The sequence below is a fragment of the Tabrizicola sp. genome (assembly GCF_022842145.1).
Taxonomy (GTDB): domain Bacteria; phylum Pseudomonadota; class Alphaproteobacteria; order Rhodobacterales; family Rhodobacteraceae; genus Tabrizicola.
In genome coordinates, this window is record NZ_JALHQD010000001.1 from 743,292 (window position 1) to 768,649 (window position 25,358).

The window sequence follows — 25,358 nt, forward strand, 5'->3', positions numbered from 1 at the left end:
GTCTTTTGCGTTTCACGGGGGTTGGACCTCAGATCAGGCGAACCTGGGTGCCGACCTTGGCGAATTCGTAGAGCTCTTCGATGTGCTCGTTGTAAAGCCCGATGCAGCCGTTCGAGGAGCGGCGGCCGATCTTGCGGGTGTCATGGGTGCCGTGGACCCGGTAATAGGTCCAGCCGAGATAAAGCGCGCGCGAACCCAGCGGATTGTCCGGCGCTCCGCCTTCGACCACGTCCGGCCATTCCGGGTGGCGTTCCTTCATCGAGGCGGTCGGACGCCAGGTCGGATTGACGACCTTCTGGACCACCGAGGTCACGCCGCGACGGGTGAGCTCTTCCGAAAGCGGAACCGAGGTCGGATAGAGCCGGTAGATCGACTGGTCTTCCGACCAATAGTGCAGCGCGCGCGAGGTGGTGTCGGCCAGGATCGCGCCATTGCGGGTGTTGGAGAAGTAATCCTCCCAGCGCAGCATCCGGAAGCTGGAGACGTTGTTCCGCACCGAAGCCGAAGCCGGCTGGGTGAATTCGGTGCTGCCATCCTGTGCGAAGGACGGCAGGGCTGCCAGACCGGCAGCACCGACCACTCCACCCAGGACCGCGCGACGGTTGATCGGACCGTTCGCCATGCTGATTACTCCTGATAGACGTTGTTTTCGGGGCATATAGCGAATTTGTGAGCAAGGCGCAAATCAAAGACCCGTCAGCAGCCGCGGCCTTTTTTGCGTTGTTCGCTATCGCCGAGCGAAAGATGCCTGTTTGATCCTTCCGCAAGCTTCCGCTAAGGAGGGGCCGAATGGCCGCTGAGACGGCTCTGATCTGGTGGACAGAATGAATAGACGCGTATTCCTGGCGCAGGGCCTGCTTCTGACGCTTGCGGCCTGTGCGACGACTGGCGAGCCGCAGGTGGGCGCGGACGGCAAGCCGTTGCCGCGGGTCTACCGGATTGCGGACGAGCGGGCGGTATCGTTCCGCTTCCTGGATGCGATGAACACCCTGCGGGCGGCCAAGTCGCTGCCGCCGGTGTCCTTCGACGCGAACCTGACCGCAGCGGCAGCAACCCACGCGCGGGACATGTCGGTGCAGAACCGGCCCTGGCACTTCGGGTCCGATGGCTCGTCGCCGTTGGTGCGGGCGCAGCGCAGCGGGTTCACCGGACGGCTTCTGGGCGAGAACATCTCTGAGACCTACGAGACCGAGCTGGAAACGCTGTCGTCCTGGATGGGCCGCGACGATACCCGCGTGGTGATCATGGACCCGCTGGCGACCCGGCTGGGGTTTGCCTGGTTCCAGGAACCAAGCGGCAAGATCTGGTGGACGATGGTAACGGGGGGCTAAGCGCCCCTTCAGCGGAGGGAACGGGGGCCTGCGGGCCCCTTTTTCATGGCAGGATGAAGATCGGGGTGCCCGGCTTCACCATCGAATAGACCCGCTCCATTTCCTTGTCGGTCAGGGCGACGCAGCCCCAGGTCCAGTCGCGCTTGCTGACACGCTCGTTGGGACCGCCGTGGATGAAGATCTCGCCGCCCGGAGATTTGCCCTGGGCTTCGGCAAAGGCAATGTCCGCCTCGTTGGGGTAGGAGATGCCGAGCGACAGGTGGAACTTTGAATCCGGGTTCTTGTGGCTGATGAAGTACTGGCCTTCGGGGGTCTTGCCGTCGCCTTCGAATTGCTTGTGCCCCTGCGGCGCGAAGCCGAGGCCGATGTCGTAGGACTTCAGCACCTTGTCGTGGTGGAAGAGATACATCTTGCGGTCGGCCTTGTGGACCTGGACCTGAGTCACCTCGGGTCCGTTGTAGCGCTTGAATTTCGAGCCGCAGCCCGACAGGCCGATCACCGCCACGAGGATCGCCAACCACCCGAAAAACCGCATGCCCTTGCCCGCCTGTATTTTTTTCTTATCGGTACAGGAATCCGGGTGATTTGCCTAGTGCGGCAAAGGGCCGGGGGCTTCACGGATGTGTCAGGCGCGGACCAAGCGGGCGACCAGTTCGATGTGGGTGGACCAGCGGAACTGGTCGATGACCTGGACCCAGTCGAGGCGGTAGCCATTGGCGATCAGCGCCTTGGCATCGCGGGCGAAGGTGACCGGGTTGCAGGAAACCAAGGCGATCACGGGGATTTTCGAGGCGGCAAGGGTTTGCGTCTGCGCCTCGGCTCCGGCGCGCGGGGGGTCGATGACGGCGCCGGTAAAGGTGAGCAGCTCGTCAGGTTCCAGGGGGCGGCGGAAAAGGTCGCGGGTTTCCGTGCTGATGCGGTGCAGGTTCGGGGTGTTGCGTGCGGCAAGGTCCAAAGCCTTGGTCATGGCCGCATCGCCTTCGACGGCGTGGACCTCCATTGCTTCCGCAAGCGGTAGGGTGAAGGTTCCAACGCCCGAAAAAAGGTCGACGACGCGCTTTTGCGGGCCAAGGGCCTGCTTGACGGCCGCCAGAAGCGCGGCTTCGCCTTCTTGCGTGGCTTGCAGGAAGGCGCCGGGCGGGGGGACGACGGTGGCCTTGCCCATCGTCAGGGCGGGGCGGTCGCGCAAGGCCACGGTCTCGCCGTCCCAGGTCAGGCGCGAGAAGGCATGGGCTTCGACCAGACGGGCGAGGTCCATGCGCAGGGTCGCATCCAAGGATTTGCCGCCGGTCACCATGACATCGGGGCCACCGCGGGTGAGGGTAACTTGCAGCGACAGCTCGGCCGTGCGCGACCCGCCAACGTAAACCAGCGCCTGCAGGCCGGGGAAGGCGGCGAGCAGTCCGGGGTGCAGCAGCAGACAGTCCGGGATGTCGGCGATGGTGTCCGAGCCGCGGGCGTGGAAGCCGATCAGGACGCCGGACTTTGTGCGGCGGCCAGACAGCGTGGCGCGGCGGCGGGAGTTCGGGGGGGAGGTGATGAGGGGCAGGAATTCTGCGGTGAGGCCTTGGCCGGACAGGGCAGTTTCGACAACGTGCTGCTTCCACTGCGCCACGAACGTTGCGGAGGCGTGCTGGAGTTGACAGCCACCACAGGCCCGGGCGTGGCGGCAGGGGGGTTTGACCCGGTCGGGTGAGGGGGTGATAATTTTGGCGTCGATCAGGCGGTCGCCGTCGGGGGTGCCCTCGACGACTTCGCCGGGCAATGCGGCGGGAACGTAAACGGGGCCAATGCCGGGATTGGCGGCGATGCCGTGGCCGAGGTGACCCAGCCGGTCGATGGTGACAATCACTCTGCCGCTTCCGCTTCTTCGTCTTCTACGCCGATGAAGCCGCCTGATTGCCGTTTCCAGTAGCGCGCGTAAAGCCCGTCTTTCGCCAGGAGCTCGTCATGGCTGCCGATTTCGACGATCTGGCCACGGTCCAGGACGATGATCCTGTCCATCGCGGCGATGGTGGACAGACGGTGCGCGATGGCGAGGACGGTCTTGCCCTGCATCACACGGCCCAAGGCTTCCTGGATGGATGCCTCCACTTCGGAGTCGAGAGCCGAGGTCGCCTCGTCCAGCACCAGGATCGGCGCGTCCTTCAGGAAGGCGCGGGCCAGGGCGATGCGCTGGCGCTGGCCGCCAGAGAGCTTGACGCCACGTTCGCCAAGGAAGGCGTCATAGCCCTTGCGGCCATTGTGGTCGAGCATCTGGGCGATGAACTCGTCCGCTTCGGCAGCCTTGGCGGCGGCGACGATCTCGTCCTGCGAAGCCTCGGGTCGGCCATAGGCGATATTGTCGCGCGCGCTGCGATTGAACATCGCGGTTTCCTGCGTGACCATGCCGATCTGACGGCGGAGCGATTCCTGCGTCACCTGCCGCAGATCATGTCCATCAATGCTGATACGGCCCTGTTCGGGGTCGTAAAGCCGCAAGAGCAACGAGACGAGCGAGGACTTGCCCGCACCCGATGCGCCGACGATGCCCAGCTTTTCCCCGGCGCGAATGGTCAGGTCGATGTCCTGGACCCCACCGCGTTTGCGGCCGTAGGCAAAGGTGACGTGGTCGAAGCGGATCTCGCCCTGCACGCGCGGCAGGGGCTTGGCGTCCGGCGCATCGGCGAGGGTATGGGGGACCGACAGGGTGCGCATTCCGTCCTCGACCTCGCCCACCGAAGTGTAGATCGACATCAGCGTGAAGCTGACCCAGCCCGACATCTGCGCGATCCGCAGCGCGATGGCACCGGCAGCGGCGATGTCCCCGGCGGTCGCGGCACCCTGTTGCCAGAGCATCACTGTGCCGCCGATCAAGAGGACGGGAAGGACCCCGGCCAGCAGCATAAGGGCAAAGCGGAACCAGGTGGAGATGACCCCGAATTCGAGGGAGCGTTCGCGGAACACCTCCATCGCGTCGAGGGCGACGCGGTCCTCGAAGGCGTGGTGGGCGAAGAGCTTCACCGTCTTGATGTTGGTGATCGTGTCGACCACCTGGCCGGAGACCATCGCCCGGCTGGAGGCGCGGGCGGCGGAATTGGTGCGGATCATCGGCATGAAGAAGCGAATGAGCCAGACATAGGCGATCAGCCAGACGAGAAGCGCGACTGCGACGCGGTAGTCGACGATGACCAGGAAGGCCACCGAGCCGATGACGGAGGCCAGGGCGAAGCAGACGGTGTTGATGACTTCGGTTGCGACGTCGGTGACCGCGCGGGCGGCCTGCATCTGCTTTTGCGCGATGCGGCCGGCGAAGTCGTTGTCGAAGAAGGTGACGGCCTGGCCCAGGGTCCAGCGGTGCAAGCGGGACAGGACCAGCGGCATCACGTTCGGCCCGATGATGATCGAGTTCGACGCCGAGGAGACGGCAAAGGCCAGGGGGCGGAGGATGATGTAGAAGACCAGGAACCACACGACGAGGTTCCAGTGCGCGGTGAAGAAGTCGGTCGGACCGGAGTTGACGGCAGCGTCGATGACCCAGCCGAGGATGAGGGCGGAGACGACCTCGGTGACGCCCGCCAGTGAAGACAGGATGCCCGCGACCACCAGCATCGGCCATGACCCGGCCAGCGACCAGCGCATGAAGGCGCCCAGCCGTTGCGGCGGGGGGCCGTCGGCGGGGCGGAAGGCGTCGATGAGGGAGCCGAGGCTTTGAAGGGCGCTCATGAGGGTGAGGTAGGCCGGTCCATGGGGGGAAGCAAGGGTTTACGTCCTGGCAGGGAGTCAGTTCCCTGTGAGGCGGCTCGTCGTGGACTTCGTCCCTCCTCGCGGGTTCGGCCGAGGAGGAGACGAAGTCGAACGAGGAGGGTTACTCGGCGGCTTCCTCTTCCAACCCGATGAAGCCGCCCGACTGCCGCGCCCAGAAGCGGGCGTAGAGGCCATTCCGACGCAGGAGTTCGTTATGGGGGCCGTCTTCGACCACCTCGCCGTCCTCCAGCACCACGATCCGGTCCATCGCGGCGATGGTGGAGAGGCGGTGGGCGATGGCGATCACGGTCTTGCCCTCCATCACACCGTACAGGGCACCCTGGATGGCGGCTTCGGCTTCGCTGTCCAGCGCGCTGGTGGCTTCGTCCAGGATCAGGATCGGCGCGTCCTTCAGGATCACCCTGGCGATGGCGACGCGCTGGCGCTGGCCGCCGGACAGTTTGACGCCGCGCTCGCCCACATGGGCGTCGTAGCCCTGACGGCCCTGCGGGTCTTCCAGCGTCAGGACGAAGTCATGCGCCTCGGCCTTCTTCGCGGCGGAGATCATGTCGGCTTCCGTCGCTTCGGGGCGGCCATACAGGATGTTGTCGCGGACGGAGCGGTGGAGGAGGCTGCTATCCTGCTGGACCATGCCGATCTTCTGGCGAAGCGACTCTTGCGTCACGTCGCCGATGTTCTGCCCGTCGATCAGGATGGCTCCGCTTTCGGTGTCGTAGAAGCGCAGGATCAGCTTGACCAGCGTGGACTTCCCCGCGCCGGAGCGGCCGACGACGCCGATCTTTTCGCCGGGGCGGATGGTCAGGCTGACGTTCTTCAGCCCGCCGAAGCCCCGCCCGTAGTGGTGGGAGACGTCCTTCAGTTCCAGGAGGCCGTCGCGGAAGTCCAGGGGCTTGGCTCCGGCCTTGTCGACCAGGGTGACGGGTTGGGCAATCGTCTCCATCCCTTCGGCGAGGGTGCCGAGGTTCTGCACCAGCTGGGTCGACGCCCACATGATCCAGTAGGTCATGGAATGCAGGCGCAGGACCAGCGCCACGGCCCCGGCGACGACGCCGACAGTCGCTAGGTCGTGGGTCCAGAGCCACATGGCCAGGCTGGAGACGCCGAGGATCATCAGCCCGTTGATGAAGGTCAGGGCGATGTCCATCTTGGTGACGATCCGCATTTCCTTCTGGAAGGTGGTGCGGGCGTTCTCGATGGATTCCTTGGCGTAGTTCAGTTCGCTGTCCTGGTGGGCGAAGAGCTTGACCGAGTGGATGTTGGTGTAGCTGTCGACCACGCGGCCCGTCACGGCGCTGCGCGCGTCGCTGGAGGCGGTGGCGGCGGGACCGGCGCGGCGGATCGTCCAGCGCATAAGGGCGATGTAGGCGACCAGCCAGATCAGCAGCGGGATCATCAGTCGGGGGTCGGCGTCGGCCAGCATCAGAAGCGCGCCAAGGAAGGTCGCGGCGGCGAAGGCGGCCATGTCGAAGACCTGGAACACCGCGTCGCCGGCGGCGGGCGGGGCCTGCATGATGCGGTTGGCGATGCGCCCCGCGAAGTCGCTTTCGAACCAGCCGACGGGCTGGCGAAGGACATGGCGGTGCGCCCTCCACCGCATCATCGTGCCAAAGTTCGTGAGGATCGTGTTGTGCAGAAGGCCGACCGAGCCACCTGCCACCAAAGGCCGGACGACCAGAATCACCAGAGCGGCGATCAGGATTTCACCCCAGTGGTTTTCGAGGAAGGCCTGCGGGGTCTGATTGGTCATCAGGTCGACGAGGCGGCTGAGGTACCAGATCATGCCGACGTCCAGCACCGCGTTGCCGACCGAAAACAGGGCGGTGACGGCGAAGATGCCTTTGAACGGACGGATGTAGTCCTTCAGGAACGGCCAGAGCCGGGTGGGGGGCGCGTCCTGTTCGACATAGGGCTGATAGGGATCGACGAGGTTTTCGAGGAAACGAAACATTTGGGGATACCCGAAGAAAAATGCAGCGATGGGGTGAAGCGGTGCCTGAAGGCGGCCGCCACGACGGGATCGGCCAACTCAGGTGAGTCTTGGCGAGGTCCCGTTGTCCATGCTGGTCTCCGTTCTTGGGTGCCTTATCCGTAGCCGAGTCGTGGCGTTTTGTCACGCCTCTTTCAGCAGGGCCTCACGGGTGGCGGTCAGGTCCGAGGCAAGCCATTGTGATTGCAGGGCTTTCAGACGCGCGCCCAGCGCTTCGCCCTGCAGGGCGGGCATCAGGTCGGCTGCGGCGACGGGAAACCGGGCCTGAGTGCCGCGCTGGATTTCCGCCGTCCATGCGGGCGGCGGCGGGGTCTCGAAAATGGCGGCGCGGGCGAGGATTGCGTCGGTGGCGAGGGCGTCGCCCAACTGCCAGCCAAGGGCGGCGGGCGTCTCGGGCGAGCCGAGTGCGTTGCGAAGGGCGGCAAGATCCCGCGCCTCGGCTTTGGAAAGGCGGAGGTGATCTGGATCGCCACCGAGGACGGCGAGGCGGCGAAGCCAGCGGGCGGGATGGCCCGCGTCGAGGTGGACAAGTGGAGCCAACGCGCGGGGGTCCGCGCCGGGCAGGATCAGTGCCAGGACGCCGGTCTGCGCCATCGCCGCAACAGAAGGCGCGGGGTCGCGGGCGGCGAGAAGTTTGCGCAGTTCGGCGGTGATGCGTTCCTTGGAAATCGTCTCCAGCCCGGCGGAAAAGGCGGCGCAGGCGGCCAGACCCTCGGCGTCGATGCCGCCGTCCGGGTCGCCGTAGGCCGCGTGGAAACGGAAGAAGCGGAGGATGCGGAGGTAATCCTCGCGGATGCGGGTTTCCGGGTCGCCGACAAAGCGGACACGGCGGGCCTGCAGGTCGGACAGGCCGTTCAGCGGGTCGATGACGCTGCCGTGGCGGTCGGCGTACAGTGCGTTCATCGTGAAGTCACGGCGCTGGGCGTCCTCCTGGATGTCGGTCGAAAAGGCCACCACGGCGCGGCGGCCGTCGGTTTCCACGTCGCGGCGGAAGGTGGTGACTTCGTGCGGTTTGCCAGCGGCCACCACGGTGACAGTGCCGTGGTCGATGCCGGTGGGGACGGGCTTGAAACCTGCGGCTTCCGCGAGGTCGGAAACTGCCTGGGGGGCCGCGTCGGTGCTGATATCAACATCGCTGACGGGTTCGCCCAGAAGGGCGTTGCGGACGCAACCACCGACGAAGAGTGCCTTGTGACCTTGGGCCTCAAGCGCCTGCATTAGGGCCTGCGTCCCCGGATGGTCCAGCCAGTCGCCCCCGACTTTTTCGTCAGCACTCATGTTTCAACCCGGTCCGCCAACCCCCGCAGGATACGCGCGGTGGCGCCCCAGATGTAATAGGGGCCGTAGGGCACGGCATAGTAGCGCCGCCAGACGCCCATCCACTGACGCCGCTCGATGGCGAAGCGGGAGGGGCTCAGCACGTGGGCAAGGGGGACGGTAAAGACCTCGTCTACCTCGCCAGCCTCGGGCATGGGGTCGAAGGGGCCGCGGATCAGACCCACGTAAGGGGTAATGGCGAAGCCGGTGACAGTTTCGTGGACGGGGAGCGTACCGATGATGTCCACGCGGTCTGGTGGCAATCCGATTTCCTCGCGGGTCTCGCGCAGGGCGGCGGTTTCTGGGCCCGCATCGGTGGGGTCCACCTTGCCACCCGGAAAGGCGATCTGGCCGGGGTGGTGCTTCAGATGCGACGACCGCTTGGTTAGGATCAGGCCCGCACCTTCGGGCCGCAGCCAGACGGGGACCAGCACAGCGGCGGGCCGCAGCGGCTTGTCCGCCGAGGGCCGGATACCTGGGTTCAGGTCGAAATCCGAGGACGGCCCGGCGGGGCGGGCAAGCGCCGCGCAAAGCCAGTCCTCGGTTTCGGTCATTCGGGCTTGACCGCTTCGAAGCCAAGCGTCCTGGGGTCCATCTCGTAATGCGCGCCGCAGAACTGGCAGTCGGCGGTGACGATCCCGGCCTCGGTGGTCATCTTCGAGATGTCCTTCTGGCTGTAGATCGACATCGTGCTGCGGACCTTTTCCTCGCTGCAGGAGCAGCCGAAGCGCACCGGCTGGGCGTCGAAGACGCGCGGGCCTTCCTCGTGGAACAGGCGGACCAGAAGGTCCGTCGGGGGAATCGACGGGCCGATCATCTCCAGCGTCTCGACGGTGTCCAGAAGGATGTTGGCCCGGTTCCAGTTGTCCGAATCGGCGCCGCCCAGGATGTCGGCATGGGTAAGAAGCCCACCCTCGCCGCTGCCCTGATCGGCCGCGACGCCGCCCACGGCGGGCATGTGTTGCAGCATGATGCCCCCGGCGCGCCAGTGCATCGGGCGGCCGGGTTCGGTGCTTTCGCCGTAGGCAAGCTGGAAGCGGGTGGGGATCTGTTCGGATTGGGCGAAGTAGGTCTCGGCGCAGTCGGAGAGGCTTTTCCCGGCGATGGGCGTGAAGCCCTGATAGGGGACCATGCCTTCGCCCTGGTCGATCATGACGGCGAAGTAGCCGTCGCCGATCTGGCTGAACGGGTCGGCGTTCAGGTCAAGCCGGTCGGCATCATAGCTGGCATAGGCGCGGATGCGGGCGGGTTCGCCGTCCGCGGTCGGGCCATAGTAGTCGGTGGCGATCAGGCGGGCGGGGCCTTTGCCGCGGACTTGCAGCGACAGTTTCCAGCGCAGCTTGACGGCCTGACCGATGAGGGCGGTCAGCAGGGCGGTCTCGGCCACCAGGGCCTCGATCACGGAGGGGTAGGCGTGCTGCTTCAGGACCTGGTCGAGGACGCCGTCGAGGCGCGCGACCCGGCCGCGGATGCCCGAGGCGTCAAGCTGGAAAGGCAGGACGGTATCGTCCCAGGCGATTTGAGAACCGGTGGTCATTTGGAGTTCCTGGGGGGTTTCCCGAAAGTGCCAGTGCTGGCATATCGCGCCTATATAGTCAGAGCAACCGCAGGTCCAAGGGGGTTTGGCATGATCCGACGCTATGGTGAGCCGGTGAAGCCGGGGCAGCGGTACACGCGGCGGCCGGGGGTCTACGCGGTTTTGCTGGAGGGCGACCACATCCTGGCGACGCATCAGGCAAGCCCGGTACCGGAGTTCCAGTTGCCGGGCGGCGGGATCGACAGGGGCGAACAGCCCATCGCGGCGCTGCACCGGGAAGTGTTCGAGGAAACCGGCTGGAAGATCGCGGTCCGGCGGCATCTGGGGGCGTTCCGGCGGTTCACCTACATGCCGGAGTACGACATGTGGGCCGAGAAGCTGTGCACGGTCTATCTGGCGCAGCCCGTGCGGCGGCTGGGTCCGCCATCGGAAGCGGGGCACACGGCGGTCTGGCTGCCCGTGGAGGAAGCGTTGGCGCGGCTGGGAAACGCGGGAGACCGGGCGATGCTGGCGCGTCTGCTACGCTAAAAGGTCCAGCACGATCCCCGAGACGTCGTCGGGAAAGGAATCGGTGCCTGCGGCACGGGTCAGGTCCCAGACCATCGCCTCCAGCAGATCGGCGCCGGAGAGGTGGGCCGAGGCTTGCAGGCTTTCGGTCAGACCATCCTCGCCGAAGTCTGCGCCGGAAGGCAGCGGGCATTCGGTGAACCCGTCGGAACAGAGAACCAGCCGGTCGCCGGGCGAAATCTGGACCGAGATCGGGTCGAACCGGGCTTCCGCGATCAGGCCGACCGGCAGGCCGCCCTGACCCAGTCGCTGCACCCGCCCGTCCGACCGCAAAAGCAGCGGATGCGGATGGCCTGCCTGCACAAGGTCAAGGCGGCCAGTGCGGCGGTCGATCACCGCGAAGACCATCGTGAAGTACTGCTCGGCCTGAATCTCCTCGAGCATCAGGCGGTTGAAGCGGTCGACGACCGCAGCAGGGGGCAGAAAGACGTGTTCCCCCTCGGCTCCGGTCTGGAAGGCCAGGTTCTGTTCCGGCGACGAGCCGGTCAGGAAGCCCGCCAGCCGCGCCGTCATCATCGCCGAGGCGACGCCATGACCCGAGACGTCGATCGAATAGACGACCACCCGGTCTTCATCCACGCGGAAACTGCCAACGAGATCGCCGCCGACCCGCCCTGAATTGCGCAACAGAAGCGAGACGCGCGCCCAGCCGTAATCGCGCACCCGGTCGCGGATCAGGGTCTGCTGCAGCTTTCGCGCCTCAATCAGGTCGCGGTCGAGCGAATCATAGATCTTCTGCAATTCGACAAGGGTCGACACGATGACCTTGTTCTTGGCCAGAAGCTCTGCATGCATGGCAAGCATCCGTTCCCCGGCCCGCAGGCGTGCGCGCAGTTCGCTGGAGGCGACGGGCTTGGTCAGGAAATCGTCCGCCCCCGCCTCCAGCCCGTCGGCGATTTCCGTGGTTTCGGACTTTGACGTCAGAAGAACGAAATAGCCGTAGGCCTCCCGCGGTAAAGCCCTGAATGCACGGCAAAACTCCAGCCCGGTCATGCCGGGCATCATCCAGTCGCTGATGATGATGTCGAAGTCACCCGACCGGCACAGGTCAAGGGCCGCGATGGCGGTTTCGCATTCGCTGACCTGGTAGCCCCAACGGCGCAGCTGCATCGAGACCATGTGCCGTTGCGCGCGACTGTCATCGACGACCAGCACGTGACGCGGGGCGGCGCTGGCAGGAATTCCATCTTCAAGCTTCATTGGGCTGACAAACACAAACCACCTCCGTTCCCGGCAGACTGGAGCCGCGATCTTAACGGGCGGTGAATGCTAAAATGCGCGGCGCTTGGACGAGGGCCGGGCACCAAATGTTAACCGCGCAGGCACAAGGATGCCGCCTTGGGATGGCGTAGTGGGGTGTGGTGCCATGATTGACTGGAAACGGGTTGCGGAACTGCAGGAGGAGATCGGTGCCGACGGCTTTGTCGAGGTGGCCGACATGTTCCTGGACGAGGCGGAAGGTGCGGTGCGCGCCTTGCTGTCGGGACTGCCACCGGCCGAGGTGGAGGGTCAGCTGCATTTCCTGAAGGGCAGCGCGCTGAACCTTGGCCTCTCGGATCTGGCGGCGATCTGCCAGGAGGGAGAGCGCAAGGCAGGCGGGGGGCAGGCGATCGACATGATGCAGGTCGCCGCGATCTGGCAGGCGTCGCGCGCGGGGCTGCTGGGCGGCTTGTCGAAGGACAAGGCGGGCGCGGCCTAGATCAGGAACTCGGACAGCGCCTCGTCGTTGGTGATGTCGCGGAAGGCAAGGCCTGCTCCCTCCATCCGGCGGCGGAAGTCGTCGAAGTGGCCGGCGGTCTTGGTCTCGATCCCGATCAGGACCGAACCGAAGTTGCGCGCGGATTTCTTCAGGTATTCGAACCGGGTGATGTCATCATCCGGGCCAAGCAGGTTCAGGAATTCGCGCAGGGCGCCGGGTCGCTGCGGCATCCGCAGGATGAAGTACTTCTTCAGCCCGGCATAGCGTTGGGCGCGTTCCTTGACTTCGGGGAGGCGCTCGAAGTCGAAGTTCCCGCCGGAGGTGACGCAGACCACGGTCTTGCCGCGAATCTCGTCTGCAAGTTCGGGCAGGACATCGACCGACAGCGCGCCTGCGGGTTCCAGGACGATGCCTTCGTGGTTCAGCATTTCCAGCATCGTGACGCAGATGCGGTCCTCCGGCGCGAGAAGCACGTTCGAGGCATCGACCCAGGACAGCATGCGGAAGGTGTTGTCCCCGACGCGGGCCACGGCTGCGCCGTCAACGAAGCTGTTGACGCGGGGAAGCTTCGTGGGTGCACCTTCCTGCAGAGCGGCGGTCAGGCTGGCCCCGCCCAAGGGCTCGACAAAGCGGAAATCGGTTCCCGGGGCCACGTCCCGCAGATAGCCGGTGACGCCCGAGGACAGACCACCCCCGCCCACAGGAAGAACCACGAGGTCGGGCGCGCGGCCCAGTTGCTCCAGCAGTTCCACGGCGACCGAGGCTTGGCCTTCGATCACGTCGGGATCATCGAAGGGCGACAGGAAATGCGCCTGCTGTTCGGCGCAATAGGTCTGCGCGGCGGCCAGGGTCTGGTCGAAATAGTCGCCCGTCAGCTCGATCCGGATGTTTTCGCCGCCGAAGACGCGGGTCTTGTCGATCTTCTGCTGCGGCGTGGTCACGGGCATGAAGATCACGCCCTGCACTCCGAAGTGGCGGCAGGCGAAGGCCACCCCCTGCGCGTGGTTGCCCGCACTGGCGCAGACGAACTGGTGCTGGTCCGGCTGGCGCGTCCGGACTTTGCGCATGGCGTTGAAGGCCCCGCGCAGCTTGTAACTGCGGACGGGCGAGAGGTCCTCGCGCTTCAGCCAGATCTCGGCGTCGTAGCGGGCCGAGAGGAAGTCGTTCCGTTGAAGCGGCGTCTCGGGGAAGAGTTCGCGCAGGGCTTGGGTCGCGGCTCGGGCCTGGGTGGGGAAATCGGTCATGTCCATTGGCATGACCGATGCCGATGCGCGGTGCAAGTTTTAGACAATCGGACGCTTCTCGATGTAGTGGCCGTAAAGCGTGGTCAGGATCGAAGCGCCGACCAACGCGATGATCCATTGCTTGACCAGTTCGTAGACCAGCGCCGGGCCGGACACCGGTTCGCCGAAGATCCGCATGCCCACGAATTCCAGCAGCAGGGCAAAGCCGCCGGTCAGCACAACGACCCCCAGGATGGTGAAGGTTGCGCCGCGCGTAGCCTCCCAGCCGCTGAAGACGGGAACGCCGGGCTCGAGTGCGGCGCCGGGCAGCATGGTGCCAAGGCGCATGGCCACGACGGCGAGGGGGACATAGACGATCAGGCCCATGGCAACCAGCGCAGGGATAACGTTGCCCCCACCCTGCACCATGCCCGAGGCGATGCTGCCTGCGACAAAGCCGAGGATCAGCGCAAGCGGCAAGAGGATCAGGCCGACCAGGAGCGATTTGCCGAAGTAGCCCAGCATCCGGTCAGGGCGGAAGGCCGGGACCAGGCGGGGCTGTTCGTTCAGCAGGATGTAGCGATGCCAGCCGACAACGATCCAAAGCCAGAGCACGGTGGTGACAAGGCCGCCCAGGAAGATCCGGCCCCAGGGCATCTCGCCTTGCATCATCAACTGCCGCATCCCGGCCTCGTCCGTCGGCATCGAGCGGCCGATGGTCAGAAACACGGCGAACTGGACAAGCATCAACACGCCCGAGACCTTCAGGGCCCCGGAAAGGTTGCCGAAGACCTGGCGAAAGGAGTGAAGGAAAATGCGAAAACTCATGACGGGCTCCGATGGGGAATGTCCGGGCACTGGAATCCGGATTTGGTCACCCGTCAAGCGTCGCGGCGTCCTTGCCCTTGCTGGTGTTTCGTTTTAAGCGCCAGCTAAACCGTGCCAGACACTGCGTGCCAGAAATTCATGGGGGAGCCTTCCCGATGCTGAAGCCGAAGAAAGTCGTCCTTGCCTATTCGGGCGGCCTTGATACCTCGATCATCCTCAAATGGCTGCAGACCGAATATGGCTGCGAGGTGGTGACCTTCACCGCCGACCTGGGCCAGGGCGAAGAGCTGGAACCGGCGCGGCAGAAGGCGATCCTGATGGGGATCAAGCCGGAGAACATCCACATCGTCGACGTGCGCGAGGAATTCGTGCGGGACTTCGTGTTCCCGATGTTCCGGGCCAATGCGCTGTACGAGGGGCTGTATCTGCTGGGCACGTCCATTGCGCGCCCGCTGATCAGCCAGCATCTGGTGCGGATCGCGCATGAGACCGGGGCCGACGCGGTGGCGCATGGGGCGACGGGCAAGGGCAACGATCAGGTGCGGTTCGAGCTGTCTGCCGCCGCGCTGGACCCCGCGATCAAGGTCATCGCGCCGTGGCGCTTGTGGGACCTGACCAGCCGGACGAAGCTTCTGGAGTTTGCCGAGGCGAACCAGATCCCGATCGCCAAGGACAAGCGCGGCGAGGCTCCGTTTTCTGTGGATGCGAACCTGTTGCACACCTCCTCCGAGGGGAAGGTGCTGGAGAACCCGGCCGAAGAAGCTCCGGAGTTCGTCTATCAGCGCGTCGTGCCGGTCGAGAAGGCCCCCGATGTGGCCGAACATGTCGAGATCGGGTTCGAGCGGGGCGATGCGGTGTCGATCAACGGCGAGGCCTTGTCGCCGGCGACGATCCTGGCGCGGCTGAACGAAATCGGCGGCAAGCATGGCGTCGGCCTTCTGGACCTGGTGGAAAACCGGTTCGTGGGGATGAAGTCGCGGGGGCTGTACGAGACGCCCGGCGGGACGATCCTTTTGGAAGCGCACCGGGGGATCGAGCAGATCACGCTGGATGCGGGGGCTGGCCACCTGAAGGACAGCATCATGCCGCGCTATGCGGAATTGATCTACAACGGGTTCTGGTTCAGCCCCGAGCGGGAGGCGCTGCAGGCGCTGATCGACAAGACGCAGGAGCACGTGACCGGGACGGTGCGGGTCAAGCTGTACAAGGGGTCGGCGCGGACGGTGGCGCGGTGGTCGGATCATTCCTTGTATTCCGAGAAGCACGTCACGTTCGAGGAGGATGCGGGGGCTTACGATCAGAAGGATGCGGAAGGCTTCATCCGGCTGAATGCCCTGCGGCTGCGGTTAATCGCCAGCCGGAATGCTCGGGTCGCCAAGTAGGGCTGTCCACCTGGACAGATTGGCTTACGGAATGAAATCAAATGGTTACAGGGGGCGTTTTACGCTCCCTTAACTTTTTGGCGTCTACCGTTTCACGTGTTCCCCAGGGAACTGCCCTGCCCTGCGACCGGGGCTAGCCTGCCTTTTGCCGAAGCCATCTTCGGTGAGGGGGAGGACTTCGGACATGGTACTGCTGGACGACCGGACAAGCGCATCGCACCCGACGCATGAGCGGGTGATTTCGGTTTCGGACAAGGCCGCCGGGCTTGAGGCGATCATCGCCATTCACAGCACGGCGCGGGGTCCGGCCTTCGGCGGGTGCCGGGTGAAGCCTTATCCGTCGCGCGCGGATGCGCTGCGGGATGCGTTGCGGCTGTCCGAAGCGATGTCGCGCAAGTCGGCGATGGCGGGGCTGCCCTTCGGCGGCGGGAAGTGCGTGGTCATCGCGGACCCCGCAACGCAGAAGACCGATGCCATGCTGCGCGCTTTGGCCGAGGCGATCCACCAGCTGGGCGGCAGCTACCTGACGGCGGACGATTCAGGGACCTCGGTCCGCGACATGGAGGTCATGCGCGAGATCACTCCGCATGCGCGCGGCTTTGCCTTGCACACGGGCGAAGCCTGCCCGGCAGCGGCTTACGGCACGTTCCTTGCCCTGCGCGCCGCAGTCGAGCATCGCTGGGGTCTGTCTGGACTTGGCGGAGTGCGCGTTGCCGTGCAGGGGCTGGGCAACCTTGGAATGCGGCTCTGCGCCTATCTTTCCGAAGCGGGCGCGGAACTGGTGGTCGCGGATCCCCGGCGGGAGCTGGTTGAACGGGCGGCCCTGGATTTTGGAGCCGAGGCGGTTTCGGTCGACCGCATCCTGTCCGAGCCGGTGGACGTGCTGTCCCCGAATGCGTTCGAGGATGTGATCTGCGATGCCTCGCTGCCGCTGATCCGGGCCGGAATCGTGGTCGGCGGGGCCAACAACCAATTGCAGACCGCGCAGCATGGGCTGGCCCTGCACCAGCGCCGGATCCTTTACGTCCCGGACTACATTGCCAATGCCGGGGGGGTCATCGACGTGGCGATGGAAGGCGCGGGTTATTCGACCCAGGGCGTGCTGAAGGCCTGCGAGGCGATTGCCGAAACCACCACCGATCTTCTGGAGGAGGCCCGGCGACGGAGTGTTGCCCCGTCGCAGCTGGCGGACGAGTTGGCGGCCCAGCGCATGGGCCGGACCCGCGCAATGGACGGCGTCATGGCCGAGGCGGTGGCGGCATGACCATCGCTTTTCCATATCGCACCACCACCATCGCGCCGGCCGTTGCCCTGGCGGTTTCCGCCATGGTCTTCGTCCAGCTTTCCGCGGCCCTGTCGCGGCCGCTGGTCGCCGAGATCGGTGTCCCCGGTGTCACATGGCTTCGGATGGCAGCCGCGGCGGCGATCATGATGGTCCTTACCCGACCCAAGCTGCGGGGTCTGGACCGCAAGGCGATGCTTGCGGCACTGATGCTGGGGGCGGCGCTGGCCACGATGTCGGCGGCCTACTTTGCCGCCGTGAACCATATTCCGCTGGGCCTTGCTTCGACCATCGCGTTCCTGGGGCCGCTTTCGGTGGCCATGCTGGGCGCGCGGGGCTGGCGCTTTACGGCTTTGGCGCTGTTGGCCGGGGTCGGGGTGCTGCTGTCGCTTGACCCCTGGTCGACGGGTGCCGGCACCGGCTGGACCGCCAACCCGGTCGGAGTGGCGCTGGCCGCAGTCTCGGCCTGCGGCTTTGCGGCGTATATCCTGCTGTCGCGCCGCGTTGGCGCGCTGTTCCCGGGAACGGATGGTCTGACGATTGCCCTGCTGACCGCGGCAATCCTGCTGACGCCGTTCGGACTGATCGGAATGACGGCCGCGCCCTCGGTTCCCGTCGTCCTTGGCACGGTCAGCCTGGCAATCCTGGCGCCTTTGCTGACCTGCTGGTTCGAGATGGCCGCCCTGCGACAGCTTGGGTCGCAGACCTTCAGCATCCTGCTGAGCCTGGAGCCGGCCGTGGCGGCAGTGCTGGGGATTGTCCTGCTGCTGGAAGTGCCGAGTGCGCTGCAAACCGTCGGCCTGGCTTGCGTGGTGATCGCGTCGATCCTGGTGGTCAGGATTTCATCGGCCGAAGCGGCAGCATGACGGCGCCGGGAGGGTTCAGGGCAGTCTGGGCAATCCTGCGGGCTGACCGTTCCAGCTGCCGGTCAGGCTGAAAGCCTTGTCCACGCTGCGGTGGAGGTAGGTCAGATCGCCCGTCTGCGCGCCGGTGATGGTCAGGTTAATCGTGATCCCGTCGTCGGCGTCGTCCATCCGGATCTCCACCGCGGTTCCGCCGAAGCCTAGGTCGGGCCAGAAACCGCAGCCGGTGAAGGTGAAGTCGGTCCCCCGTTCGGTTGGCGTGGCGAGGATCGTGCCACCGAAGGGGCAACCGAAGGACGTGGGGTGATCACCGTCCCAGGACAGAAGCGGGATATAGGTCTGAAGTTCGGTCTCGACGGCGCGGGCCACGGTGAAGGCGTCGGCGTCGGCGGGATCGGTCAGGGTCAGGGGCGTGTAGTCGGCGATGGGGTCCTGTTCGCAAAGCTGTTCGCGCGCGGCGGGCAGGGTGCCGTCGAACAGAAGCGCCTGGACGATGGTGTCGGGGCAGGCAAGGCCGCGGCCCCAAATCACGTGAGGGCCGCCTTGAATGAAGACGCCATAGGCGTTCTTCGCGTTGTCGAGGACGGAATAGGCCATCGACACCGGCGTGATCGGATCGTTGGTGCCGTTCAGCACAAGGGTGGGCCAATCGCCCCCGGCATAGGGCTGCGGACGGGTGGCCGGGCCCTGATGAGGCCAATAGGCGCAGGCAAGACGCTCGACGAAGTAGGACCGCAGGAGGCGCGGGGCCTCGGGCGCAAGGGCGCGGGCTTCATCAAGGATGCGGCGGGCCTGGTCATCGGGACTGCCGGGGCCGCTGTCGTAATCGGTACAGGTGATCCCGTAATAGGCGGCACCATACCAGGCGGGGTCCTCCATCCCGATTTCGGTTTCGGGATCGATGAAGAGGTTGGAATAGCCAAGCTGCAGAAGCGGCACATGATTGCCCTTTCCGGCGGCAGCAATGGCGCGAAGGAACTCGGCCCGGCCTTCGGGCGAGTAAAGGGCGAAGAAGGCGCTGGCTTCCAGGTGGCTGGCGGTCAGGGTCCGGTCGACCCGGCTGCCATCGGCAAGGGTGTAGGGCACGGTCAGCGGCCCCGAGGCAAGGCGCGCGGCGAGGTCGTCGTAGACCTGCGCGGGGGCGGTCGGGAAGTCGGCCTGGCAGGCCGGGATGCCGGTGCAAAGGTCGAAGGTCTCGGCCAGCAGCGTCTCGGCCGCAAGGGTGTAGCGGCGGTAGAAGCCCTCGGCCGGGAGGGTGAGGTCGACGACACCGTCCAGGATCACACCCCGGACAGCCTGGGGAACCTGGGTGGCATAGGCCTGCACCAGTTGGGTGCCGTAGCTTTCGCCGTAAAGCCAGACCTTGGGCGCGCCGATGGCCTGGCGGAAGAGTTCGGAATCGCGGACCGCCTGGTCGGTGTTGATGACGGGCAGGAGGTCGCCCGCGCCGATTTCGGCAGTACAGTCGGCGACATAGGTGCGGGCGGTGGCGAGGACGGCCTCGGTGTCGGACAGGGGGGCGAAGGAGCTGTCGAAGCGGGCCTGGGCCACGGGGCAGGACAGGCCGTGGACCGCGCCGATGCCGCGCTGGTCGACGAAGACGATGTCCATGTTCTCGGTCAGCGTGGGATCGAAGGCGGAGAGGTAGCTGTCAGCCGACGCAAGGCCGGAGCCACCGGGGCCGCCGACGAAGTAGAACAGGATGCCGCGGCTTTCGTTGGTGGCGAAGGACAGGGCGAAGGTGATGTCCAAGGTGCGGGTCGGATCGTTGGCGCGGTGGTCAAGCGGCACGGTCAGCGTGGTGCAGGTCAGGGTGCCAAGCTCGCAGGGGAAGAGGTCCAGGCTGGAGACGGCATCGGAGAGCGAGGTCTCGGCCAGCGCGGGCGTGGCGAGGAGGGCGAGGGCGAGAAGGGCATGGCGCATGCGGGGCTTTCGGCAGGGGGCGGCACGGCGGCAGGGCCACCAAAGGTTGGTGGCACGCTATTGTGGCACAGGAGCAAGGCCAAGGAGTTTCGTCGAACCGGGCATGGGCAGCACGCGGTGCTGCGGTTTCACCTTCTGGTGAACCACGGATCGGTGATTGGCTTTACCGGGGTCTGCGCGAGACGGTCGCGCAACATTGCAGGGGAGGCGTGGATGTTGCGAATGGCATTGGTCGTGGTGCTGGGACTGGCCGGCATGGCGAAGGCCGAGACGGCCATCGTCGCCGGAGGATGCTTCTGGTGCGTCGAGTCCGACTTCGAGGGGGTCGATGGGGTTGGCGAGGTTGTCTCGGGCTATACCGGGGGCGACTTGCAGAACCCGACCTACAAGAACCACGACGGGCATCTGGAGGCGGTGAAGATCACCTTTGATCCGGCGGTGATCTCGTATGGCGAGGTGATGGCCAAGTTCCTGCGGTCGGTGGACGTGCTGGATGCGGGCGGGCAGTTCTGCGACCGGGGCGACGCCTACCGGACGGCGATCTTCGTGCAGGACGCGGACCAGCGCAGGGCCGCCAAGGCGGCTGTGGCCGAGGCGGAGGCGGTGCTGGGGGCGAAGATCGTGACACCGGTGCGAAACGCCGGGACCTTCTGGATCGCGGAGGAGTACCACCAGGATTACTACAAATCCTCCGAGATCGTGCTGACCCGCGCGGGTCCGAAGTCCAAGGCGAATGCCTACAAGTTCTATCGCAAGGCCTGCGGCCGGGATGCGCGACTGAAAGAGCTTTGGGGCGCCCAGGCCTTCTCGCACTAGGCCATCGGCGGCAGTCCGGCGGCGGCACGAAGGTCGGGGGCGCGGACGTCGAGTTCCTGCCCCGCGAAAGCATCGGCCGCGGAGGTGCAGAGCCAGGCGATGGCCTGCGCGGGTTCGGACGCGGGTGCCAGGCTTTCGCGGGGCAGCTTGGACACCGGGTTGATCCCGGAAGCACGGATGGCGACCTGCATGTCGGTGTCGACGACCCCGGGTGCGAAGCCGAAGATGCGGATGCCCTGATCGGCATATTCCAGGTGGACGGACCGGGTCAGCATGGCCAGACCGGCCTTGCCGGCGCAGTAGGCGGACCAGCCTTCCTGGGGCCGGTGGGCCGCCCCCGAGGAGATGTTCACGATGGTCCCGCCGCCCTTGGCAACCATGTGCATGAGCGCGCGTTGTGTGACGTCGAAGGCAGAGGTGAGGTTGATGTCGATGCTGTGCGCCCAATCCTCGGCCGAGATGTCGAGGATGCGGCCGATCGGGGCGATCACGGCGGCGTTGTTCACCAGGATGTCGAAGCCCTGGTCCAGCACGGTGGCCATCGCAATGCGCTCGGTCATGTTCGCGAGGTGTCCGGTGGCGGGAATGTCCCCAAGCTCGCGCTGGGCGGCGGCGATGTTGGCGGCGCTGCGGGCGGTGAAATGGACCGTGGCACCCGCCCGGGCCAAGGCACGAACCGTGGCAAGGCCGATGCCGCGGTTGCCTCCGGTGACGAGGGCAGTCTTGCCGGAAAGGGTCATGCGGGCCTCCTGTCTTGCCAAGGTGTCCAGTCTGCGGCGGAGGCGCGCTGCTGTCCACGGTGGATGGTTGACGCAGGCGGATGGCCGGGCCAAGGGTCGCCGGAAAGTGGAGGTGCCGGTGCGCAAGCTGTTGATGGTTCTGGTGCTGGCAGGCTGCGCGTCGCGCGGCGATTTCACGATGGCCCCGGATGGACTTGCGGGCGGAACGCCGGAGACGATCTTCGTGGGCACCACGCGGGAAAAGGACGGCGAGGCCTATGCTTTCGGGCGGTCAGGCGAACCAACCTTTCTGCGCTATGACGTGGCGATCCCCACGGACCGCGAGCCGGGCGAGGTCAACTGGCCCCCAAAGACCCGGGAGCCGGACGGCAAGCGCGACTTCCTGACGCTGGACGCGCGGGGGTTCGAGACGGGCGACGATTTCAGCACGGCGCTGCGGTCAGCGATGAAGCTGCGGGGGCAGCGCGACGCGGTGGTCTATGTCCACGGTTTCAACAACACGATGGCCGAGGGTGTCTACCGGGTCGCGCAGATGCACCATGACCTGGAGGTGCCGGGGGTGGCGGTGCATTACGCCTGGCCCTCGCGCGGGTCGGCGCTGGGGTATGTCTATGACCGCGACTCGATCCTGTTCGCGCGGAGCGGCTTCGTTTCGCTGCTGGACGAGGTCGAGGATGCGGGGGCGCGGGACATCGTCATCGTCGCGCATTCGATGGGGGCCTTCCTGACGATGGAGGGCCTGCGGCAGATGGTTCTGAAGGACGGGCCCGGCGCTTTGGACCGGATCAAGGGGGTCGTGCTGATCGCTCCGGATCTGGATCTGGACGTGTTCCGGGCGCAGGCGCGGGACATCGGCAAGCTGCCGGAACCCTTCGTGATCTTCGGCAGCTCGCGGGATCGCGTGCTGAACATCTCGGCCACGCTGTCGGGCACGGGGGACCGGCTGGGCAACATGGACAGCGTGACCCAGATCGCGGATCTGAACGTGATCTACCTGGATACCTCGGCCTATACGACGGGGACGGGGCACCTGAACCTGGGCGAGAACCCGGCACTGCTGAAGCTGTTCGGCGGGCTGGTCGGGATTGCGGATGCCTTCAGCAAGGACGCGCGTGGCCGCGTCGGGCTGCTGCCGGGGCTGGTGCTTACGGTGCGCAATGCGACCGAGATCGTCCTGCGCCCGGTGGAGGCGATTGCCGAGGGACGGCCATGAGTTGGCGGGCTGACGCCTGACCTTCCAGTCAGCGACGGCGCAGGTAGACGTAGTAGGCCCCACCGCCGCCGTGTTTCAGGTGGGCTTCGCTGACTTGCAGGACGGCGGGACCAAGCGGCGGCAGGTGCAGCCAGTGCGGGACCTGATGGCGCAGCGCACCGATCCGCTGGGGGATCGGGCCGGTGTCGTCCCGCCGCTTGCCCTTGCCGGTGATGACCAGCACCAGCCGCATCCCGGCGGAATGGGCGTTCAGGATGAAGCGGATCAGCTCGGGATGCGCTTCGGCGAGGGTCATGCCGTGGAGATCGATCCGCGCTTCGGGCTGTAGCTTGCCACGGGTCATCCTGGCGTGGGTCCCGGCATCCATGCGCAGCGGGGCCTGACCCAGAAGATCGGGCAGCGTCGGCTTGAGGTCGCGCTTTTCGGGCGCGCGGTGCTTTTCCCCCAAGAGGAAGGGCGACAAGCGCGGCTTGGCATGGGCCATCGGCGGCGGCTCGGACGGGGCGGGCGGATTGGGCAGGTGGAGCGGCTGGCTGTGCAGGGGCCGGGCGGTCTGCGCGACGCTGCGCCAGAGGTCGGCCTCCTCGGGCGAAAGGGAACGACGGCGCGCCATTGTCAGTCTTCAAGCATCGCGAAGGCACGGTCGATGGGCAGAAGGAGGACCATGCGGCCGGGGTCCTTGACCGTGCCCGCAGCATCGCCCGCGTCGGCGCCGGTGCCGTAGAAGATGTCGGCGCGCTGCATCCCCTTGATCGCGCCGCCGGTGTCCTGGGCAATCATCAGGCTGCGGATCGGGCGGCGGCCGTCCTTTTCGATCCAGACCGGCGCGCCGAGTTGCGTGAACTTCGGGTCGATGGCGATCGAGCGCAGTGTGGTGATCGAGCGCCCCATCGCGCCGATTGGGCCGTCCTCGGGCCGTAGGGTGCCGATCTTGCGGAAGAAGACGTAGGAGGGGTTGGTATAAAGGAGTTCCTGCCCGGCGGTGGGGTTGGAGCGGACGTAGTTGGCGATTTCCGGGGCGGAGACCTGATCGATGGAATGGCTGCCGCGGCGGACCATTTCCTGCCCGACAGAGCGGTAGGCGTGGCCGTTCTTGCCCGCATAGCCGACGCGCACCACGGAGCCGTCCGTCATCCGGATGCGGCCGGAGCCTTGGACCTGGAGGAAGTAGACGTCGACGGCGTCATCCAGCCAGGCGATCTCGAGCCCGCGGCCGGCGATGGCGCCGTTCTCGATCGCCTGGCGCGAGTGGTAGACCGCGCCTTCGCGCAGCTCGGGGGGGCGGGCGTAAAGCGGAAAGCGGAAGCGGCCGGTGCGGGTGGGGGAGCCTTCGAGTTCGGGCTCGAAATAGCCGGTGAAGAGGGCGGGGGGATTGCCGACGACCACGGGCTTGAAGAACAGCTCGAAGAAGCTGCGGGCCGAGGCGTCGTCCTTCGGGACATCGGCGGCGACGGCGCAGATCGGCTGCCAGTCGGGCTTGTCGATCAGGTCGCAGGTGGTGAGGAAGCTTTCAAGTGCGGCGAGGTGGCTGTCGTCGCGCCAGCCGTCCAACGCTTCGAAATCAAGGACTTCGGCGGAAACGGGAACGGCGGCCATCAAGGCCGCCGTGAGGGTGCAGAGGTGGAGCGCACGGCGCATCCCGGCCGCATCAGTCGCCGGTCGCGACCAGCTGCCAGTTCGGGTCGTCGGACCCCATCTGGCGGGCGAAGGTCCAGATGTCGCGGGACTTCCTGACTTCACGCGGAGTGCCTTCGACGATCTCGCCGGCCTTGTTGCGCACGACGTAGTTCTGTTCGCCGACAAAGCGGACGGTGATTTCCGCGAAGCGGGTTTCCGGCGCGAAGGTGGCGTCGTGAAGCACAAGCTCCTTGATGCCAAGGAAGCTGGCTTCGACGGTCAGCCCTTGCGCTTCACGCCCGGCGATGGCTTCGGCGAAGCTGGCCTCGACGTCGTCGGACAGGAAGGGGCGGATACGGTCCAGCTCGCCCTTTTCAAAGGCCATCAGGATCATCTCGTAGGCCCCGCGCGCGCCTTGCAGGAAGGGACCGACGACGAAGGAAGGCTCGGCCTTCTTCATCTCGGCGAGGGCCTTGGCGGCATCCGAACCTTCGGGGGCGTGGTCGATGATGTCGCGGTCGGGGCCGCCTTCGATGACCTCGAAGTCGCGGCGGACACGGGGGCGCACCTCGTCCAGCGGGATCGGCGGCTTTTCAAATCCGTCGCGTGTGCCGAGGACGGAACGGAGCTTCAAAATCAGGAAGATCGCGATCCCGGCTAGGACCAGGAGTTGGATCAGGGATCCGTTCATGAGTAACCTCGGACTTTCCGTTTAAAACCGTTGGGCTCGCCCTTATGTAGGGTGGGGTCGCGGCGAAGTCTACCATGCGACCGAAGAACGCGGACGGAGAATGCGATGTGGGTCTTGCTGGGTGTGTTGGCTCTGCCGCTGGTAGAGATCGCGCTGTTCGTCACGCTGGGGGCGGAGTTGGGGCTTTGGCTGACGCTGGCCTGGGTCCTGCTGACCGGGGTCTTGGGCGTGCTGATGCTGAAGGGGCTGGCGCTGTCGGGTCGGCGAGGTCTGCGCGAAGGCTTGCAGCAGGGGCTGCATGACCCCCTGTCCCCCATCGCGCACAAGGCGCTTCTGGGGGTGGCGGCAGTGCTGCTGATCCTGCCCGGTTTCCTGACGGACACGCTGGGACTGATCCTTCTGCTGCCTCCGGTGCGGGGTCTGATCATCCGGCAGATGGCGCAGCGGATGCGCGGCGTGATGGTCGTCCGGCGCGGCGCCACACGCGACGACGACGTCTATGAACACCGGCCAAACGACGACCGGCTGAACTGATCCGGGAACCGCTAACCACTGGAATGACAAGGGAACCGCGGGGGCGCGGGGGCGTTGGGCT

25 protein-coding genes are annotated in these 25,358 nt (G+C 66.1%); 9 read left to right on the plus strand and 16 right to left on the minus strand.

Translation table 11 applies throughout. The features are described 5' to 3' along the window. Nucleotides 1–28 precede the first annotated feature (28 nt). Nucleotides 29–622, minus strand: coding sequence for a L,D-transpeptidase (locus Q0C42_RS03805; RefSeq protein WP_295072174.1), 594 nt, complete (start codon nt 620–622; stop codon nt 29–31). Between the two features lie 202 nt (nt 623–824). Between Q0C42_RS03805 and Q0C42_RS03810 the strand changes: the two genes are divergently transcribed. Then, the gene (locus tag Q0C42_RS03810; protein ID WP_295072176.1) at nt 825–1,331 is read left to right on the plus strand and encodes a CAP domain-containing protein; all 507 of its coding nucleotides are present in this window, start codon (nt 825–827) and stop codon (nt 1,329–1,331) included. Between the two features lie 43 nt (nt 1,332–1,374). Here the strand turns inward: Q0C42_RS03810 and Q0C42_RS03815 are convergent, their stop codons facing one another. The 7 genes from Q0C42_RS03815 to Q0C42_RS03845 form a co-directional block, all read right to left on the minus strand. Then, the gene (locus Q0C42_RS03815; protein WP_295072179.1) at nt 1,375–1,866 is read right to left on the minus strand and encodes a L,D-transpeptidase family protein; all 492 of its coding nucleotides are present in this window, start codon (nt 1,864–1,866) and stop codon (nt 1,375–1,377) included. A 90-nt stretch (nt 1,867–1,956) separates the two neighbouring features. Further along, nucleotides 1,957–3,183, minus strand: coding sequence for a class I SAM-dependent RNA methyltransferase (locus Q0C42_RS03820; RefSeq protein ID WP_295072182.1), 1,227 nt, complete (start codon nt 3,181–3,183; stop codon nt 1,957–1,959). Then, the gene (locus Q0C42_RS03825; RefSeq protein WP_295072185.1) at nt 3,180–5,036 is read right to left on the minus strand and encodes an ABC transporter ATP-binding protein; all 1,857 of its coding nucleotides are present in this window, start codon (nt 5,034–5,036) and stop codon (nt 3,180–3,182) included. The genes Q0C42_RS03820 and Q0C42_RS03825 overlap by 4 nt, the downstream gene beginning before the upstream one ends. 142 nt (nt 5,037–5,178) lie before the next feature. After that, complete coding sequence (locus tag Q0C42_RS03830; RefSeq protein WP_295072188.1) at nt 5,179–7,026, minus strand: ABC transporter ATP-binding protein; 1,848 nt, start codon at nt 7,024–7,026, stop codon at nt 5,179–5,181. Nucleotides 7,027–7,188: 162 nt separating this feature from the next. Beyond that, nucleotides 7,189–8,343: a CCA tRNA nucleotidyltransferase gene (locus Q0C42_RS03835; RefSeq protein ID WP_295072190.1), complete on the minus strand. Its 1,155-nt coding sequence runs from the start codon at nt 8,341–8,343 to the stop codon at nt 7,189–7,191. After that, nucleotides 8,340–8,936, minus strand: coding sequence for a CoA pyrophosphatase (locus Q0C42_RS03840; RefSeq protein ID WP_295072193.1), 597 nt, complete (start codon nt 8,934–8,936; stop codon nt 8,340–8,342). Before Q0C42_RS03840 ends, Q0C42_RS03835 begins: the two co-directional genes overlap by 4 nt. Continuing rightward, nucleotides 8,933–9,919 carry an Hsp33 family molecular chaperone HslO gene (locus Q0C42_RS03845; RefSeq protein ID WP_295072196.1) on the minus strand — a complete coding sequence of 329 codons (987 nt, stop codon included), beginning with the start codon at nt 9,917–9,919 and terminating at the stop codon, nt 8,933–8,935. Before Q0C42_RS03845 ends, Q0C42_RS03840 begins: the two co-directional genes overlap by 4 nt. A 90-nt stretch (nt 9,920–10,009) precedes the next feature. Here Q0C42_RS03845 and Q0C42_RS03850 point away from each other — a divergent pair, with 90 nt between their 5' ends. Continuing rightward, nucleotides 10,010–10,447: an NUDIX hydrolase gene (locus Q0C42_RS03850; RefSeq protein ID WP_295072199.1), complete on the plus strand. Its 438-nt coding sequence runs from the start codon at nt 10,010–10,012 to the stop codon at nt 10,445–10,447. Here Q0C42_RS03850 and Q0C42_RS03855 read toward each other — a convergent pair. Beyond that, nucleotides 10,439–11,686, minus strand: a complete 1,248-nt coding sequence (locus Q0C42_RS03855; protein ID WP_295072201.1) for a SpoIIE family protein phosphatase — start codon at nt 11,684–11,686, stop codon at nt 10,439–10,441. The two genes, Q0C42_RS03850 and Q0C42_RS03855, sit on opposite strands and share 9 nt — an antisense overlap. Before the next feature lie 166 nt (nt 11,687–11,852). Here Q0C42_RS03855 and Q0C42_RS03860 point away from each other — a divergent pair, with 166 nt between their 5' ends. After that, nucleotides 11,853–12,185 carry an Hpt domain-containing protein gene (locus tag Q0C42_RS03860; RefSeq protein WP_295072204.1) on the plus strand — a complete coding sequence of 111 codons (333 nt, stop codon included), beginning with the start codon at nt 11,853–11,855 and terminating at the stop codon, nt 12,183–12,185. Here the strand turns inward: Q0C42_RS03860 and ilvA are convergent. Then, nucleotides 12,182–13,429, minus strand: a complete 1,248-nt coding sequence (ilvA, locus tag Q0C42_RS03865) for a threonine ammonia-lyase IlvA (RefSeq protein ID WP_295072206.1) — start codon at nt 13,427–13,429, stop codon at nt 12,182–12,184. The two genes, Q0C42_RS03860 and ilvA, sit on opposite strands and share 4 nt — an antisense overlap. 39 nt (nt 13,430–13,468) lie before the next feature. Continuing rightward, nucleotides 13,469–14,236 (minus strand): hypothetical protein, encoded by a 768-nt coding sequence (locus Q0C42_RS03870; RefSeq protein ID WP_295072209.1) that lies wholly within the window; start codon nt 14,234–14,236, stop codon nt 13,469–13,471. 155 nt (nt 14,237–14,391) lie between these two features. Between Q0C42_RS03870 and Q0C42_RS03875 the strand changes: the two genes are divergently transcribed. From Q0C42_RS03875 to Q0C42_RS03885, 3 genes are all read left to right on the plus strand, one after another. Further along, on the plus strand, nt 14,392–15,618 hold the full coding sequence (locus Q0C42_RS03875; RefSeq protein ID WP_295072212.1) for an argininosuccinate synthase: 1,227 nt from the start codon (nt 14,392–14,394) through the stop codon (nt 15,616–15,618). A gap of 184 nt (nt 15,619–15,802) precedes the next feature. Then, entirely contained in the window at nt 15,803–16,882 is a 1,080-nt protein-coding gene (locus Q0C42_RS03880) for a Glu/Leu/Phe/Val dehydrogenase dimerization domain-containing protein (protein ID WP_295072215.1), read from the plus strand. After that, nucleotides 16,879–17,766, plus strand: coding sequence for an EamA family transporter (locus Q0C42_RS03885; RefSeq protein ID WP_295072218.1), 888 nt, complete (start codon nt 16,879–16,881; stop codon nt 17,764–17,766). Before Q0C42_RS03880 ends, Q0C42_RS03885 begins: the two co-directional genes overlap by 4 nt. A 15-nt stretch (nt 17,767–17,781) precedes the next feature. Here Q0C42_RS03885 and Q0C42_RS03890 read toward each other — a convergent pair whose 3' ends face one another. Next, entirely contained in the window at nt 17,782–19,686 is a 1,905-nt protein-coding gene (locus tag Q0C42_RS03890; RefSeq protein ID WP_295072222.1) for an alpha/beta hydrolase, read from the minus strand. 222 nt (nt 19,687–19,908) lie between these two features. Between Q0C42_RS03890 and msrA the strand changes: the two genes are divergently transcribed. Continuing rightward, nucleotides 19,909–20,502, plus strand: coding sequence for a peptide-methionine (S)-S-oxide reductase MsrA (gene msrA / locus Q0C42_RS03895; RefSeq protein WP_295072225.1), 594 nt, complete (start codon nt 19,909–19,911; stop codon nt 20,500–20,502). Here msrA and Q0C42_RS03900 read toward each other — a convergent pair. Next, a complete protein-coding gene (locus Q0C42_RS03900) occupies nt 20,499–21,242 on the minus strand; it encodes an SDR family NAD(P)-dependent oxidoreductase (protein ID WP_295072228.1) in 744 nt (247 codons plus the stop codon). The two genes, msrA and Q0C42_RS03900, sit on opposite strands and share 4 nt — an antisense overlap. 118 nt (nt 21,243–21,360) lie before the next feature. Between Q0C42_RS03900 and Q0C42_RS03905 the strand changes: the two genes are divergently transcribed. Further along, nucleotides 21,361–22,455: an alpha/beta fold hydrolase gene (locus Q0C42_RS03905; protein ID WP_295072231.1), complete on the plus strand. Its 1,095-nt coding sequence runs from the start codon at nt 21,361–21,363 to the stop codon at nt 22,453–22,455. Nucleotides 22,456–22,483: 28 nt separating this feature from the next. Here Q0C42_RS03905 and Q0C42_RS03910 read toward each other — a convergent pair whose 3' ends face one another. From Q0C42_RS03910 to Q0C42_RS03920, 3 genes are read right to left on the minus strand one after another with little or no spacing between them, the layout of a single operon-like run. Further along, nucleotides 22,484–23,068 (minus strand): Smr/MutS family protein, encoded by a 585-nt coding sequence (locus Q0C42_RS03910; protein WP_295072234.1) that lies wholly within the window; start codon nt 23,066–23,068, stop codon nt 22,484–22,486. Between the two features lie 2 nt (nt 23,069–23,070). Next, entirely contained in the window at nt 23,071–24,093 is a 1,023-nt protein-coding gene (locus Q0C42_RS03915; protein WP_295072237.1) for a murein transglycosylase A, read from the minus strand. A gap of 10 nt (nt 24,094–24,103) precedes the next feature. After that, nucleotides 24,104–24,763, minus strand: a complete 660-nt coding sequence (locus Q0C42_RS03920; protein WP_295072240.1) for a Tim44/TimA family putative adaptor protein — start codon at nt 24,761–24,763, stop codon at nt 24,104–24,106. Nucleotides 24,764–24,868: 105 nt separating this feature from the next. Here Q0C42_RS03920 and Q0C42_RS03925 point away from each other — a divergent pair, with 105 nt between their 5' ends. Next, on the plus strand, nt 24,869–25,297 hold the full coding sequence (locus Q0C42_RS03925; protein WP_295072243.1) for an FxsA family protein: 429 nt from the start codon (nt 24,869–24,871) through the stop codon (nt 25,295–25,297). Nucleotides 25,298–25,358: the final 61 nt, after the last annotated feature.

What these genes read in the sequence shown, in the direction of transcription:
- Q0C42_RS03805 (WP_295072174.1), bottom strand. Translation starts at nt 622, where the DNA reads ATGGCGAACGGTCCGATCAACCGTCGCGCGGTCCTGGGTGGAGTGGTC.
- Q0C42_RS03810 (WP_295072176.1), top strand. Translation starts at nt 825, where the DNA reads ATGAATAGACGCGTATTCCTGGCGCAGGGCCTGCTTCTGACGCTTGCG.
- Q0C42_RS03815 (WP_295072179.1), bottom strand. Translation starts at nt 1,866, where the DNA reads ATGCGGTTTTTCGGGTGGTTGGCGATCCTCGTGGCGGTGATCGGCCTG.
- Q0C42_RS03825 (WP_295072185.1), bottom strand. Translation starts at nt 5,036, where the DNA reads ATGAGCGCCCTTCAAAGCCTCGGCTCCCTCATCGACGCCTTCCGCCCC.
- Q0C42_RS03830 (WP_295072188.1), bottom strand. Translation starts at nt 7,026, where the DNA reads ATGTTTCGTTTCCTCGAAAACCTCGTCGATCCCTATCAGCCCTATGTC.
- Q0C42_RS03835 (WP_295072190.1), bottom strand. Translation starts at nt 8,343, where the DNA reads ATGAGTGCTGACGAAAAAGTCGGGGGCGACTGGCTGGACCATCCGGGG.
- Q0C42_RS03840 (WP_295072193.1), bottom strand. Translation starts at nt 8,936, where the DNA reads ATGACCGAAACCGAGGACTGGCTTTGCGCGGCGCTTGCCCGCCCCGCC.
- Q0C42_RS03845 (WP_295072196.1), bottom strand. Translation starts at nt 9,919, where the DNA reads ATGACCACCGGTTCTCAAATCGCCTGGGACGATACCGTCCTGCCTTTC.
- Q0C42_RS03850 (WP_295072199.1), top strand. Translation starts at nt 10,010, where the DNA reads ATGATCCGACGCTATGGTGAGCCGGTGAAGCCGGGGCAGCGGTACACG.
- Q0C42_RS03855 (WP_295072201.1), bottom strand. Translation starts at nt 11,686, where the DNA reads ATGAAGCTTGAAGATGGAATTCCTGCCAGCGCCGCCCCGCGTCACGTG.
- Q0C42_RS03860 (WP_295072204.1), top strand. Translation starts at nt 11,853, where the DNA reads ATGATTGACTGGAAACGGGTTGCGGAACTGCAGGAGGAGATCGGTGCC.
- ilvA (WP_295072206.1), bottom strand. Translation starts at nt 13,429, where the DNA reads ATGACCGATTTCCCCACCCAGGCCCGAGCCGCGACCCAAGCCCTGCGC.
- Q0C42_RS03870 (WP_295072209.1), bottom strand. Translation starts at nt 14,236, where the DNA reads ATGAGTTTTCGCATTTTCCTTCACTCCTTTCGCCAGGTCTTCGGCAAC.
- Q0C42_RS03875 (WP_295072212.1), top strand. Translation starts at nt 14,392, where the DNA reads ATGCTGAAGCCGAAGAAAGTCGTCCTTGCCTATTCGGGCGGCCTTGAT.
- Q0C42_RS03880 (WP_295072215.1), top strand. Translation starts at nt 15,803, where the DNA reads ATGGTACTGCTGGACGACCGGACAAGCGCATCGCACCCGACGCATGAG.
- Q0C42_RS03885 (WP_295072218.1), top strand. Translation starts at nt 16,879, where the DNA reads ATGACCATCGCTTTTCCATATCGCACCACCACCATCGCGCCGGCCGTT.
- Q0C42_RS03890 (WP_295072222.1), bottom strand. Translation starts at nt 19,686, where the DNA reads ATGCGCCATGCCCTTCTCGCCCTCGCCCTCCTCGCCACGCCCGCGCTG.
- msrA (WP_295072225.1), top strand. Translation starts at nt 19,909, where the DNA reads ATGGCATTGGTCGTGGTGCTGGGACTGGCCGGCATGGCGAAGGCCGAG.
- Q0C42_RS03900 (WP_295072228.1), bottom strand. Translation starts at nt 21,242, where the DNA reads ATGACCCTTTCCGGCAAGACTGCCCTCGTCACCGGAGGCAACCGCGGC.
- Q0C42_RS03910 (WP_295072234.1), bottom strand. Translation starts at nt 23,068, where the DNA reads ATGGCGCGCCGTCGTTCCCTTTCGCCCGAGGAGGCCGACCTCTGGCGC.
- Q0C42_RS03915 (WP_295072237.1), bottom strand. Translation starts at nt 24,093, where the DNA reads ATGCGCCGTGCGCTCCACCTCTGCACCCTCACGGCGGCCTTGATGGCC.
- Q0C42_RS03920 (WP_295072240.1), bottom strand. Translation starts at nt 24,763, where the DNA reads ATGAACGGATCCCTGATCCAACTCCTGGTCCTAGCCGGGATCGCGATC.
- Q0C42_RS03925 (WP_295072243.1), top strand. Translation starts at nt 24,869, where the DNA reads ATGTGGGTCTTGCTGGGTGTGTTGGCTCTGCCGCTGGTAGAGATCGCG.